This is a genomic window from Pseudomonas sp. P179 (assembly GCF_000478485.2).
GTDB classification, from domain to species: domain Bacteria; phylum Pseudomonadota; class Gammaproteobacteria; order Pseudomonadales; family Pseudomonadaceae; genus Pseudomonas; species Pseudomonas aeruginosa.
This window is the reverse complement of record NZ_KI517354.1, coordinates 1,924,755-1,937,421: the sequence shown is the minus strand read 5'-3', so window position 1 is coordinate 1,937,421 and position 12,667 is coordinate 1,924,755. Positions and strand designations below refer to the sequence as shown.

Here is a 12,667-nt window from a genome sequence, read left to right as displayed (position 1 = left end):
GCGGGTATCCGTGGTTCGGGAAAGGGTTTCAGCGTGGCCGGCAGGCCAGGGCCAGCAGCAGCGAGAGGGCGGCCAGGCCGGCGGCGATCGGCAGCAGCGGGAGGAAACCGCCGCTGCCTTCGATGAGTCGTCCTGCCAGCGCCGGGCCGATGGCCAGCCCGCCGCCGATGACCAGGTTGGAGGCGTTCATCAGGCGGCCGGAGCGGTCCAGGTCGGCGAGGCAGGCGAGGATGAACGGCAGGGCGAAGGTCCAGGTGAACTTGAACAGCAGCGCGGCCAGGGCGAAGCGCGCCAGCGGCGGCTGGCCGATCAGCAGGAGGATCGCCGCGGCCATCGCCAGGTAGCCGCCGAGCAGCATCAGGTCGCGCGGCAGGCGGTTGCCGATGAAGGAGGCGCAGGCCGCCCCGGCGATGCCCATCAGGGTGGCGACGGCGAGTACCTCGCCGCTGGCGCCGGCACCGATCCCCGCGCCTTCGGCGATGGCGCCGATGAAGGTCCAGACGCCGCTGAGGCTGATATAGAAGGTGAGCACGGCGAGGATGCCCAGCCCGACCCGCAGTCGCGAGTGAACCGCGCCGGTACTGGCGCGGGCTTCCGCTGGCGGGCTGCCACTGGGGAAGGCCCGCGACAACGGCAGGGCGAGGCCCATCAGGCCGGCCAGCAACAGGTAGCAGGCGGCCAGGCCGAAGCGTTCGAACAGCGCCGGCAGCAGTGCCAGGCCGACGGCGCCGACCACCAGTTGGCCCATCACCCAGAGCCCGTAGACCCGGCTCGGGGTGGCGGTGCTGGCGGCGCTGGACAGGCAGAGGATCATCAGCGAGCCGCCGGCGAGGGCGCTGCAGAAACGCAGGGCGAGCAGCAGCGGGTAGCTGCCGGCCAGCGCCGAGGCCAGGTTGGCGGCGATGAACAGCAGGCCGGCGAGCAGCGCCGCGTGGCGCCAATCGACGCGTTTCAGCCAATGGAAGGCCGGCAGCGTCGCCAGGCTCATGGCGCCCAGCTCCACCGAAAACAGGTCGCCGACCCGCGCCGGGCTCAGTTGCCACTGGGTCGCCAGTTGCGCGGCGACGGCGGGGGCGGTCATCAGGATGGTCGGGGTGATCGCGGCGAACACCACGATGGCCGCGAGCAGCGCGAGGTTGCCGGACGCCGGAGAGGCGCTGGCGAGAGTCTTGTCGGAAGCGCTCATGGCTGCGCCTCCTCAGAACACATGGACCAGGCGCAACAGGGCCTGGCTGCCATGGAAAGCATTGTCGGTGGCGACGTTGCGCGAGAGACCGAACATCAGGCTGTTGCGCCGGTCCAGCCAGTGGCCTAGCTCGAAGCCGAGTTGGGTGTAGCGCTGGTGGGTGTCGTCGAGGGTATGGCCCTGCAGCTTCAGTTCGCCGCCATCGGCGTGCACCAGCTTGAGGGCGCCGTAGGTGCTCTGGCTGAAGTCGTAGGAGGCGAAGGCTTGCAGGCGATAGAGCGGTTTCTGTTCCAGGTCGCTGCCGAAGTAGTCGTCGTTCTTCGCGTAGAACTGCGCTTCCAGGTTGGCTTCCAGCACCCAGTCGCGGCCGATGCCCTGGGTGTAGTTGTAGACGAAGGTGGCGCCCCAGCGGTTGGCGCCGGGCGAGACATCGGGGTTCTTCGCGTGGTACTCGCCCAGCGGCAGGGTGATCAGGGTCAGCAGGCCGCTGTAGCGGCGCCGTTCCAGGTCGTTGACGAAAAACAGGGTGCCGCCGACCTGGGGATCGCCGAAACCGGTCTCGCCGGTATGCCCGACGCTGCCGGGCAGGCGCGCATCGATGTCGACGAAGGGAATGATGAACTGCGGCGTGCAGAGAGTGCCGCAGATGTCGCTGAAGAACACCTGGCGGTAGGCCACCGCGTTGGTCTTCAGTTCGGCCTTGCCGTTGCGATCGGCCGGCCCGTGGAACTCATGGGCGCGGGTCGCCGGCAGGTAGAGTACGCCGAGCGTGGTGCCCGCCGGGGCGCCGAAGAAGTCGCGGGCGTTGAGGTCGGCGGCGCCGGCCTCGGCGCCCAGCAGGAGCTGGATGCCGAACAGCGCGAGGGCGCTGGCGGTCGGTGCGGCCATCGAGGCGGTGCGGTGGGTCATGTGTCGGTCTCCCCGGTCGTTGTGTGCCCGGCGTTCGTCGCGCCGGTGGTGGTTGCGCCTTTTCGCAGGCGAAAGGGCGCCCATGCCGCCCTTGACGGGGCGGTCGAAGCGGTGATGGCAGGGGTGGAGGGCTGTCAGCCAGGCGGGAACTGGTGCAGCAGGTGGGCGATGCTCGCCTTGTCGTTGACGCCGAGCTTGGAATAGATGGTGCGTATGTGATGGCGCACGGTGTTCGGCGCCAGGCCGAGGTCGCGGGCGATCTGCTTGTAGGTCTTGCCTTCGCTGAACAGCAGGGCGACGTCGCCTTCGCGATTGCTCAACTGTTCGATCGCGCTCGGTTGCCGCGCGGTGAGCAGGTAGAGGTCGCCGACCTGCCGCGAGTCGATCACCAGGCGCGCATCGCGATAGCCCTGCGGGCTGGTTTCCTCCGGCAACTGCGGACCGGTCCAGCCCGGCCAGGCGCCGAGCAGCAGGTCGACGAAGCCGCGTTCGGCGCAATGCAGCACGCCGTAGCGGTCGCATACCGCCATGGCCAGAGCCTGGCGTTCGAGGGATTCGCGCAGGGCCACCAGGGTACGGATCTGGTTGGCCGAGACGGCCGCGGCCAGGTGCGCCGAGAGTTGCCCGAGGAGCAGCTTCTCCTGGTCCGCGAAGGGCGGGCCGCCAGGCGTGCGATAGAGGGCGACATGGTCGCTGAGGCGGGTGATCGGATCGACGTGGATCACGCAGAGCAGCTCACCGATGTCGTGACGCGCGCCAAGCCAGCGCAGCCCGGCGGTGGCCTGCATGTCAACGGCCACGGCGGTGCCCGGGCGGGCGTGTACCAGGCCGACGGTAATGTCGTCGTGGCTGATCGATTTCCAGTCCTCCACATAGTGCTCTTCGAGGTTGAACAGGTGTGCGCTGTGCTCCACCGGCACACCGTCGATCAGCGCCGCGCGGCCCCACCAGGCACGCTGGAACGGTACCAGTTGCTGCAGACGTTCCAGCGCGGTGCGATGGAAACGCTCCAGGGTCTTGTCGCGCGCCAGCCGGTTGATGTCCAGCACGGCGGCGCCGAACGCCGCGAGCAAGGCTGCGGATGACGAATGCGGGTCAGTGCTCCCTTTCATTCTCTCCCCCGTCCCACTTTTATAGTTCTTGGAATCGGCGTCCCGCCGCCTGGGCGGTCGCTGGGTGACGTACGCAGTATCCGGCCATCCGCTGCCGCGCTGCCATCCTGCAAATGCGGGATAGGACAGGCGGAACGGGGCCTGGCGGGCGCCTTGCAAGATATTTGCCCATTCGCCGTTTTCGGCGATCAACTGCGTTGAGCGGAAGCGCGTGGCTGGGTATAATGTCGCGCTTCCATTTTTCCCGTCTGGGAGCGCCCGCCATGCTGCGAATCAGTCAAGAAGCCCTGACTTTCGACGACGTCCTTCTGATCCCCGGTTATTCCGAAGTCCTGCCCAAGGACGTGAGTTTGAAAACTCGCCTGACCCGCGGCATCGAACTGAACATCCCGCTGGTATCCGCCGCGATGGATACCGTGACCGAAGCCCGCCTGGCCATCGCCATGGCCCAGGAAGGCGGCATCGGCATCATCCACAAGAACATGGGCATCGAGCAGCAGGCCGCGGAAGTCCGCAAGGTCAAGAAGCACGAAACGGCCATCGTCCGCGACCCGGTCACCGTGACCCCCTCGACCAAGATCATCGAACTGCTGCAGATGGCCCGCGAGTACGGCTTCTCCGGTTTCCCGGTGGTGGAGCAGGGCGAGCTGGTCGGTATCGTCACCGGTCGCGACCTGCGGGTGAAGCCGAACGCCGGCGATACCGTCGCCGCGATCATGACCCCGAAGGACAAGCTGGTCACCGCCCGCGAAGGCACCCCGCTGGAAGAGATGAAGGCCAAGCTCTACGAGAACCGCATCGAGAAGATGCTGGTGGTCGACGAGAACTTCTACCTGCGTGGCCTGGTGACCTTCCGTGACATCGAGAAGGCCAAGACCTACCCGCTGGCGTCCAAGGACGAGCAGGGCCGCCTGCGCGTCGGCGCCGCCGTCGGCACCGGCGCCGATACCGGCGAGCGCGTTGCCGCGCTGGTCGCCGCCGGGGTCGACGTGGTGGTGGTGGACACCGCCCACGGCCACTCCAAGGGCGTGATCGAGCGTGTGCGCTGGGTCAAGCAGACCTTCCCGGACGTCCAGGTGATCGGCGGCAACATCGCCACCGCCGAGGCCGCCAAGGCCCTCGCCGAGGCTGGCGCCGACGCGGTCAAGGTCGGCATCGGCCCGGGCTCGATCTGCACCACCCGCATCGTCGCCGGTGTCGGCGTGCCGCAGATCTCCGCCATCGCCAACGTTGCCGCCGCCCTCGAAGGCACCGGCGTACCGCTGATCGCCGACGGCGGCATCCGCTTCTCCGGCGACCTGGCCAAGGCCATGGTCGCCGGCGCCTACTGTGTGATGATGGGCTCGATGTTCGCCGGTACCGAGGAAGCGCCGGGCGAGATCGAGCTGTTCCAGGGCCGTTCCTACAAGTCCTACCGCGGCATGGGTTCGCTGGGCGCCATGTCCGGCTCCCAGGGCTCGTCCGACCGCTACTTCCAGGACGCCTCCGCCGGCGCCGAGAAGCTGGTGCCGGAAGGCATCGAGGGTCGCGTGCCGTACAAGGGTGCCCTGTCCGCCATCGTCCACCAGCTGATGGGCGGCCTGCGCGCCGCCATGGGCTACACCGGCAGCGCCGACATCCAGCAGATGCGCACGCAGCCGCAGTTCGTCCGGATCACCGGCGCGGGCATGGCCGAGTCCCATGTCCACGACGTCCAGATCACCAAGGAAGCCCCCAACTACCGGGTTGGTTGAGGCTGATTGAAATGAGTGCTGCACGGGGCTGTTCGATTCAGCCCCGTGTCGTTTTCGAATTCCGTAGCGAGAGATGGCCATGTCCCAAGACATTCACGCCCACCGTATCCTGATCCTCGATTTCGGCTCCCAGTACACCCAACTGATCGCTCGCCGCGTGCGCGAGATCGGCGTGTATTGCGAAATCCATCCCTTCGACATGAGCAACGAGGCGATCATCGCCTTCGCGCCGCGCGGCATCATCCTCGCCGGTGGCCCCGAGTCGGTACACGAAGCCGACAGCCCGCGCGCGCCGCAGGCGGTGTTCGACCTGAAGGTGCCGCTGTTCGGCATCTGCTACGGCATGCAGACCATGGCCGAGCAGATGGGCGGCAAGGTGCAGGGCTCCGACCTGCGCGAGTTCGGCTACGCCCGCGTCGACGTGGTCGGCAAGGCGCGCCTGCTGGACGGCATCGAGGACCACGTGGACGACGACGGCGTGCTCGGCCTCGACGTGTGGATGAGCCACGGCGACAAGGTCACCGAGATGCCGGCCGGCTTCCACATCCTGGCCAGCACCCCGAGCTGCCCGATCGCCGCCATGGCCGACGATGCCCGCGCCTACTACGGCGTGCAATTCCACCCGGAAGTCACCCACACCAAGCAGGGCCTGCGCATTCTCTCGCGCTTCGTCCTCGACATCTGCGGTTGCGCCGCGCTGTGGACCCCCTCGAACATCGTCGACGACGCCATCGCCACCGTGCGCGCCCAGGTCGGTTCCTCCAAGGTCCTGCTCGGCCTCTCCGGCGGCGTGGACTCCTCGGTGGTCGCCGCGCTGCTGCACAAGGCCATCGGCGACCAACTGACCTGCGTGTTCGTCGACAACGGCCTGCTGCGCCTGCACGAAGGCGACCAGGTGATGGCCATGTTCGCCGAGAACATGGGCGTGAAGGTGATCCGCGCCAACGCCGAGGACAAGTTCCTCGGCCGCCTGGCCGGCGTCGCCGACCCGGAAGAGAAGCGCAAGATCATCGGCCGCACCTTCATCGAAGTCTTCGACGAAGAAGCCACCAAGCTGCAGGACGTGAAGTTCCTCGCCCAGGGCACCATCTACCCCGACGTGATCGAGTCGGCCGGCGCCAAGACCGGCAAGGCCCACGTGATCAAGTCGCACCACAACGTCGGCGGCCTGCCGGAGGACATGCAGTTCGAACTGGTCGAGCCGCTGCGCGAACTGTTCAAGGACGAAGTGCGCAAGATCGGCCTGGAGCTGGGCCTGCCCTACGACATGGTCTACCGCCACCCGTTCCCCGGCCCGGGCCTGGGCGTGCGCATCCTCGGCGAGGTGAAGAAGGAGTACGCCGACCTGCTGCGCCAGGCCGACCACATCTTCATCGAGGAACTGCGCGCCTTCGACTGGTACCACAAGACCAGCCAGGCGTTCGTGGTGTTCCAGCCAGTGAAATCGGTCGGCGTGGTCGGCGACGGCCGTCGCTACGCCTGGGTCGTCGCCCTGCGCGCGGTGGAGACCATCGACTTCATGACCGCGCGCTGGGCGCACCTGCCCTACGAACTGCTGGAGAAGGTCTCGAACCGCATCATCAACGAGATTGCCGGTATCTCCCGGGTCACCTACGACGTGTCGAGCAAGCCGCCGGCGACTATCGAGTGGGAATGATCGGCTCGCGCCGATGAGAGGAAAGGGCAGCTTCGGCTGCCCTTTTCGTTTGCTCCGGATCAGCAAAGAGGCGGTTGCACGGAGCGATGGCTCGCCTTCGCGGCTGGGAAATGAGAAAATCTATCATTTCCCAGCCGCAGTACCGCGAAGGTGAAGGCTCCATGACATTTACCCGTAGACAAGTGCTCGGCGGCCTCGCCGGGCTGGCGGTGGTCGGCCTCGGCGCCGGCGGCGCGCGCCTCTGGCTGGCGCGTCCGCAGGTGGCGCAGGAGTACGACTACGAACTGATCGCCGCGCCGCTGGACCTGGAGATCGTCCCGGGCTTCAGCAGTCCGGCGCTGGCCTATGGCGGCCAGTGCCCCGGCGTGGAGTTGCGGGCGAAGCAGGGCGAGTGGCTGCGGGTGCGCTTCACCAACAGGCTGGACGAACCGACCACCATCCACTGGCACGGCATCCGCCTGCCGATCGAGATGGACGGCGTGCCGTACATTTCCCAGCCGCCGGTGCAGCCGGGCGAGAGCTTCATCTACCAGTTCAAGACCCAGGACGCCGGCAGCTACTGGTACCACCCGCACCTGATGAGCAGCGAGCAGCTCGGCCGCGGACTGGTCGGCCCGCTGATCATCGAGGAGCGTGAACCCACCGGGTTCCGCCACGAGAAGGTTCTCTGCCTGAAGACCTGGCACGTGGACGAGCAGGGCGCCTTCACCCCCTTCAGCGTGCCGCGCCAGGCCGCGCGCGAAGGCACCCGCGGGCGCTATTCGACGATCAACGGCAAGCATGTGCCGACCATCGACCTGCCGGCCGGGCAGATCGTCCGGGTGCGCCTGCTGAACGTCGACAACACCGTCACCTACCGTCTCAACCTGCCCAACGGCGAGGCGAGGATCTATGCCATCGATGGCCATCCGGTGGAACCACGCGGCTTCGAGGGGCAGTACTGGATCGGTCCCGGGATGCGCCTGGAGCTGGCGCTGAAGGTGCCGGAAGCGGGCACCGAGCTGTCCCTGCGCGACGGGCCGGTACGCCTGGCGACGATCCGCAGCGTGGCCAGCGCCGAGGCACCTGCCGGCGACTGGCCGAAGCCGTTGCCGGCGAATCCGGTGAGCGAACCGGACCTGGCCAATGCCGAGAAGATCGGTTTCCGTTTCGAGTGGGTCGGGGCCATGTCCGATACCAGCGGCAAGAATCCCTATCCGTCGTTCTGGCAGATCAACGGCAAGGCCTGGGAAGGCGGCGAGGAGCACAAGCACAACGCGCCGCCGCTGGCCAAGCTCAAGGAAGGCCAGAGCTACATCTTCGAGCTGCGCAACATGGCGCAGTACCAGCACCCGATCCACCTGCATGGGATGGCCTTCAAGGTGCTGGATTCGGATCGCCGGGACATCATCCCGTACTTCACCGACACCTACCTGCTGGGCAAGAACGAGACTGCCCGCGTGGCGCTGGTGGCGGACAATCCGGGCCTGTGGATGTTCCACTGCCACGTCATCGACCATATGGAGACCGGCCTGATGGGGACCATCGCGGTCGGCGAGGCCTGGTGCGGGTGACTAAGCTGATCAGCAACGGCAAGGGCTACCCGACGGTAAAAGGCGTGCGTCCGATCATCGATCGCAGCCGGGACCCGCATTTCATGCGCGAGGCCCTGGCAGAGGCGGAAAAGGCCGCGGCCCTCGGCGAAGTGCCGGTGGGCGCGGTCCTGGTGCGCGAGGGCGAGATCATCGGGCGGGGCTTCAACCGGCCGATCAGTAGCCACGATCCCAGTGCCCACGCCGAAATGCTGGCGATCCGCATGGCAGCGGCGGAGGCGGGCAACTACCGGCTGCCAGGCAGCACCCTGTATGTGACCCTGGAACCCTGCAGCATGTGTTCCGGACTGCTGGTGCACGCACGCATCCAGCGCCTGGTGTACGGCACGGTCGAGCCCAAGTCGGGCGCAGTGGAAAGCCGTGGGCGATTCTTCGAGCAGGAGCATCTCAACCATAGGGTCATGGTCGAGGGCGGCGTGCTGGCGGAAGAATGCAGCCAGGCGCTCTCGGCGTTCTTCCGCGCGCGGCGCGAAGCGGCGAAGAAGCCTCGCGAAGACTGACGGATGTTTCTCTTTTCGAACGCTCCGGCTGAAACGTTAAAGCACGTCCTTGCCCCTTCCTCTCCTTCAAAAGCCATCTGCATCAATTATTTATCCGGATATTTCGGACGATCGGCATAGGCGTAAAGTCGTAGTCGCCGCGCGCTTCCTTCGTCGAATTGTGTGATATTTTGCACGGCCGCTTGAGCAAGCGGCCCGCAGGCAATGGCTTCAGGTGAGAGCGAGCCCGCCTGCGGATACCCCCGCCGGACCGCGCAGCCGAAAAGCGCGGCCGGTCCGGAGGCGTCCGCGATTCCCGGCCCTGCATTGTCCTCGAAGAAGGCCATCGGTACGGCGGTCCTGGCCGCCTCCCGCACAATGCCAATTCGAAATGCAGGGAGTTGTTGTCATGAGTGATACCCGGGTCCAGCAGTATCAGGATCACGCCGGGGCGGAAGCCGTCGATTCCTCGGGACTGGAGGTCAAGCGCCTGACGTTCCTCGAGGCGGTGGCGATGATCGTCGGAACCAACATCGGCGCAGGCGTGCTGTCCATGGCCTACGCCAGCCGCAAGGCCGGCTTCATGCCATTGCTGCTCTGGCTGGCGGTGGCCGGCCTGTTCACCACCATTTCCATGCTCTACGTCTCGGAAACCGCCCTGCGCACGCGCACCCACAACCAGTTGAGCGGCCTTGCCCAGCGCTATGTCGGCTCCTTCGGCGCCTGGGCGATCTTCCTGTCCGTAGCGGTCAACAGCATCGGCGCGCTGATCGCCTACATGAGCGGCAGCGGCAAGATCCTCAGCGCCTTCTTCGGTATCAGCCCGGCCCTGGGCAGCGTGCTGTTCTTCATTCCGGCCGCCGGCGTGCTGTACCTGGGGCTGAGCGCCATCGGCAAGGGCGAGAAGTTCATCAGCATCGGCATGGTCAGCATGATCCTGATCCTGGTGGCGGCCACCCTGCTCAACGACAATACCGAGTTCGCCCGTCTGCTCGACGGCGACTGGATCTACATGGTGCCGGTATTCAACATCGCGGTGTTCTGCTTCTCCGCCCAGTACATCGTCCCGGAGATGGCCCGTGGTTTCAGCCACGCCCCGGAGCGCCTGCCGAAGGCGGTGATCACCGGGATGCTGACCACCTTCGTCCTGCTCAGCATCGTGCCGCTCTCGGTGATCGCCCTGACCGGCCTGGAGAACCAGTCCGAAGTCGCCACCCTGGCCTGGGGCAAGGCGCTCGGCGAATGGGCCTTCTTCACCGCCAACACCTTCGCCCTGTGCGCCATGCTGACGTCCTACTGGGGCCTGGGCGGTAGCTTCCTGACCAACATCTTCGACAAGTTCCACAAGCTCGGTCCGGAGAACCGGCCGAAGACCCGCCTGCTGGTGCTGGCGATCGTCGCGCTGCCGCCGTTCGTCCTGGCCTACAGCGGGCTGGTCGGCTTCGTCAACGCGTTGTACTTCGCCGGGGCCTTCAGCGGGGTGATTCTCTCGATCATGCCGATCCTGATGCTGCGCTCGGCGCGTAGGAACGGCGACTTCGAGCCGGCCTGGAAATGCGGCTGGATCGCCCATCCGGCGATCCAGGCGGTGATCGTGACGATCTACCTGGCCAGCGCCGCCTACGCCATTTGTAGCGCCATGAACCTGCTGCCGGCCGGCTGGTAGGTCATCGCTGCCGGAAGAGGCCGCCATAGGGCGGCCTTTTTCATGGGATTTATTTTATCCGGATTAATATTGTTGCTCTATTTATATCCGGGTATTATTCGGGCGTTCCATCCATGGGAGCCTGTCATGGCCAATGATCCATACATCCAATCCTTCACCTGCTTCGACGGCACGCGCCGGCTGCTGACGGCGGCGCTGCCGGAGGTCGCGCTGGCCTTGAAGCAAGCGGTCGCCGGCGGTGCAGCCGGACCGCTGCTGGTATTCGACAATGCCACTGGGCGCTCCGTCGATCTCGATATCCGTGGTTCCAGCGAGGACCTGCTGGCGCGCCTGGTCGTCGCAGGCGAGCGGCAACCGGCGGAGGAGGCCGCGCCGCGCGGGCGCGGGCGGCCGAAGCTGGGCGTGGTGGCGCGCGAGGTGACCTTGTTGCCGCGCCACTGGGAATGGCTCGCCGCGCAGCCCGGGGGCGCCTCGGTGGCGCTGCGCAAGCTGGTCGAGGAGGCGCGCCGCAGCCAGTCCGGGCGTGCGCGGCAGGCGCAGGAGCGCGCCTACCATTTCATGAATGCGATGGCCGGCGACCTGCCGGGCTTCGAGGAGGCGACGCGTGCGCTGTTCACCGGGGATCGCGAGGGCTTCGCCGAGCGGATCGCCGGCTGGCCGACCGATGTGCGCGAGCACGCCGCCTGGCTGGCAAGCGACGGAGAATCCTGAGGGGAGGGGGCGGCTAGAGTTTCTCGTCGCCGCTGTCTTCTTCCGGGCGCGTCTTGTTCACGCCGGGCAGGTGCAACCCGCTCTCGGCGATCTGGCTGCCTTCCATCTGCGGCTGGGTCACCCAGGTGAGGATGTCGTAGTAGCGCCGCACGTTCTGTACGAAGTGCACGGTCTCGCCGCCGCGCGCATAGCCGTAGCGGGTCTTGGCGTACCACTGCTTCTGCGCCAGGCGCGGCAGCATCTTCTTCACGTCCAGCCACTTGTTCGGGTTGAGGCCTTCCTTCTCGGCCATCTTGCGCGCGTCTTCCAGGTGCGCGCCGCCGATGTTGTAGGCGGCCAGGGCGAACCAGCTGCGGTCCGGTTCCTTGATGCTCTCGGGCAGTTCGCTGCGGATCTGCACGAAATACTTGCTGCCGCCCTGGATGCTCTGCTTCGGGTCGAGCCGGTTGGACACGCCCATCGCCTGGGCGGTCCGGTTGGTCAGCATCATCAGGCCGCGCACGCCGGTCTTGGAGGTGGCGCCGGGCTGCCACAGCGATTCCTGGTAGCCGATGGCGGCGAGCAGGCGCCAGTCGGTATCCAGCTGCTTGCCGCTCTGCTTGAAGTGGCTTTCGTAGCGCGGCAGGCGTTGCTGCAGGTGCTGGGCGAAGGTGTAGGCGCCGACGTAGCCGAGTACGTCGACATGCCCGTAGTAACGGTCCTTCAGGCGTTGCAGCAGGCCTTCCTTCTTGGCCTGGTCGAGGAACGCGTTGACCTCGTTCATCAGGCTGTCGTCGTCGCCCCCCGGCAAGGCCCAGGCCAGCCCGCGGGCTTCGCCGAAGTCGAAGGCGACGCGGACGTTGGGGAAGTACACCTGGTTCATCGCCAGTTCGTTGGAGTCGACCAGGGTCAGGTCGATGTCGCCGACGTCGACCATGCGCAACAGGTCGACCACTTCGACAGCATCGGATTCTTCGTACTTCAGTTCGGGATACTGCTTCTTCAGCTCGGCGAGCTGCTCCGCGTGGCTGCTGCCCTTGAGCACCATGATGCGCTTGCCGACCAGGTCTTCCGGGCGGGTCGGGCGCTGCTGGCCGTTGCGGTAGATGATCTGCGGGGTGACGTCGAGGTAGGTGTGCGAGTAGCGCACGCTGGCGTCGTCTTCGCGTCCCGGGGTCAGGCCGGCCGCGGCGAGCGCCGGGCCGCCCTCGCGGGAAAGCTGGGCATAGAGGTCGTCGAGGTTGTCGGCGGTCTCGATCTTCAGCTCGACGCCGAGGCGCTCGGCGAAGCGCTTGGCCAGTTCGTATTCGAAGCCGGTTTCGCCGTTGCGGTCCTGGAAGTAGGTGGCCGGGCTGTTGCGGGTGATCACGCGCAGTACGCCCTCCTTCTGCACGCGCTCCAGGGCGGTAGGGGCTTTCGCCTCGCTACAGCCCGCAAGCAGCAGAAAGATGCCGGTCGCCAACAGCCAGGCGGCGCAACGTAAGCGGTACGCGGTCAGGGCAAACATCGGCGCAGTATACGCAAAGGCGAGACGGCGCCATATCTCGACAGCCGGGACCTTCTCTGCTATCGCCGGGATACCGTTCGTCCGCCGTTTCGCTTGCCCCGTCGCAGAGCGCTGCGGCGCCGTTCTCGAAGCGGGC

General features: G+C 66.7%; 11 protein-coding genes. 6 read left to right on the top strand and 5 right to left on the bottom strand.

From position 1 onward, the window contains the following. Nucleotides 1-28: 28 nt before the first annotated feature. The 3 genes from HMPREF1224_RS21515 to HMPREF1224_RS21505 form a co-directional block, all read right to left on the bottom strand. Nucleotides 29-1,186 (bottom strand): MFS transporter, encoded by a 1,158-nt coding sequence (locus HMPREF1224_RS21515; RefSeq protein ID WP_003113817.1) that lies wholly within the window; start codon nt 1,184-1,186, stop codon nt 29-31. A 12-nt stretch (nt 1,187-1,198) separates the two neighbouring features. After that, nucleotides 1,199-2,095 (bottom strand): transporter, encoded by an 897-nt coding sequence (locus tag HMPREF1224_RS21510; protein ID WP_003113818.1) that lies wholly within the window; start codon nt 2,093-2,095, stop codon nt 1,199-1,201. 134 nt (nt 2,096-2,229) lie between these two features. Continuing rightward, nucleotides 2,230-3,207: a helix-turn-helix transcriptional regulator gene (locus tag HMPREF1224_RS21505; RefSeq protein ID WP_003119304.1), complete on the bottom strand. Its 978-nt coding sequence runs from the start codon at nt 3,205-3,207 to the stop codon at nt 2,230-2,232. Between the two features lie 263 nt (nt 3,208-3,470). Between HMPREF1224_RS21505 and guaB the strand changes: the two genes are divergently transcribed. The 4 genes from guaB to tadA all read left to right on the top strand — a co-directional run bounded on the left by guaB (nt 3,471) and on the right by tadA (nt 8,689). After that, nucleotides 3,471-4,940, top strand: coding sequence for an IMP dehydrogenase (guaB, locus tag HMPREF1224_RS21500; protein ID WP_003092702.1), 1,470 nt, complete (start codon nt 3,471-3,473; stop codon nt 4,938-4,940). Between the two features lie 79 nt (nt 4,941-5,019). Further along, nucleotides 5,020-6,597: a glutamine-hydrolyzing GMP synthase gene (gene guaA, locus HMPREF1224_RS21495; RefSeq protein ID WP_003105901.1), complete on the top strand. Its 1,578-nt coding sequence runs from the start codon at nt 5,020-5,022 to the stop codon at nt 6,595-6,597. A 161-nt stretch (nt 6,598-6,758) separates the two neighbouring features. Beyond that, nucleotides 6,759-8,150 carry a multicopper oxidase family protein gene (locus HMPREF1224_RS21490; protein WP_003119305.1) on the top strand — a complete coding sequence of 464 codons (1,392 nt, stop codon included), beginning with the start codon at nt 6,759-6,761 and terminating at the stop codon, nt 8,148-8,150. Continuing rightward, entirely contained in the window at nt 8,141-8,689 is a 549-nt protein-coding gene (tadA, locus tag HMPREF1224_RS21485; protein WP_003092697.1) for a tRNA adenosine(34) deaminase TadA, read from the top strand. Before HMPREF1224_RS21490 ends, tadA begins: the two co-directional genes overlap by 10 nt. 86 nt (nt 8,690-8,775) lie before the next feature. Here tadA and HMPREF1224_RS44230 read toward each other — a convergent pair whose 3' ends face one another. Next, nucleotides 8,776-9,015, bottom strand: coding sequence for a hypothetical protein (locus HMPREF1224_RS44230; protein WP_152959661.1), 240 nt, complete (start codon nt 9,013-9,015; stop codon nt 8,776-8,778). A 62-nt stretch (nt 9,016-9,077) separates the two neighbouring features. Between HMPREF1224_RS44230 and HMPREF1224_RS21480 the strand changes: the two genes are divergently transcribed. After that, nucleotides 9,078-10,334, top strand: a complete 1,257-nt coding sequence (locus HMPREF1224_RS21480; protein ID WP_003105913.1) for an aromatic amino acid transport family protein — start codon at nt 9,078-9,080, stop codon at nt 10,332-10,334. A 126-nt stretch (nt 10,335-10,460) separates the two neighbouring features. Then, nucleotides 10,461-11,045 (top strand): DUF2239 family protein, encoded by a 585-nt coding sequence (locus HMPREF1224_RS21475; RefSeq protein ID WP_010793382.1) that lies wholly within the window; start codon nt 10,461-10,463, stop codon nt 11,043-11,045. Between the two features lie 13 nt (nt 11,046-11,058). Here HMPREF1224_RS21475 and mltF read toward each other — a convergent pair whose 3' ends face one another. Further along, the gene (gene mltF / locus HMPREF1224_RS21470; RefSeq protein WP_003104806.1) at nt 11,059-12,531 is read right to left on the bottom strand and encodes a membrane-bound lytic murein transglycosylase MltF; all 1,473 of its coding nucleotides are present in this window, start codon (nt 12,529-12,531) and stop codon (nt 11,059-11,061) included. Between the last annotated feature and the right edge of the window lie 136 nt (nt 12,532-12,667).

Coding starts and splice junctions, on each gene's coding strand:
- HMPREF1224_RS21490 (WP_003119305.1), top strand. CDS start 6,759: ATGACATTTACCCGTAGACAAGTGCTCGGCGGCCTCGCCGGGCTGGCG.
- HMPREF1224_RS21480 (WP_003105913.1), top strand. CDS start 9,078: ATGAGTGATACCCGGGTCCAGCAGTATCAGGATCACGCCGGGGCGGAA.
- guaB (WP_003092702.1), top strand. CDS start 3,471: ATGCTGCGAATCAGTCAAGAAGCCCTGACTTTCGACGACGTCCTTCTG.
- guaA (WP_003105901.1), top strand. CDS start 5,020: ATGTCCCAAGACATTCACGCCCACCGTATCCTGATCCTCGATTTCGGC.
- HMPREF1224_RS21510 (WP_003113818.1), bottom strand. CDS start 2,095: ATGACCCACCGCACCGCCTCGATGGCCGCACCGACCGCCAGCGCCCTC.
- HMPREF1224_RS21505 (WP_003119304.1), bottom strand. CDS start 3,207: ATGAAAGGGAGCACTGACCCGCATTCGTCATCCGCAGCCTTGCTCGCG.
- HMPREF1224_RS44230 (WP_152959661.1), bottom strand. CDS start 9,015: ATGGCCTTCTTCGAGGACAATGCAGGGCCGGGAATCGCGGACGCCTCC.
- HMPREF1224_RS21515 (WP_003113817.1), bottom strand. CDS start 1,186: ATGAGCGCTTCCGACAAGACTCTCGCCAGCGCCTCTCCGGCGTCCGGC.
- HMPREF1224_RS21475 (WP_010793382.1), top strand. CDS start 10,461: ATGGCCAATGATCCATACATCCAATCCTTCACCTGCTTCGACGGCACG.
- mltF (WP_003104806.1), bottom strand. CDS start 12,531: ATGTTTGCCCTGACCGCGTACCGCTTACGTTGCGCCGCCTGGCTGTTG.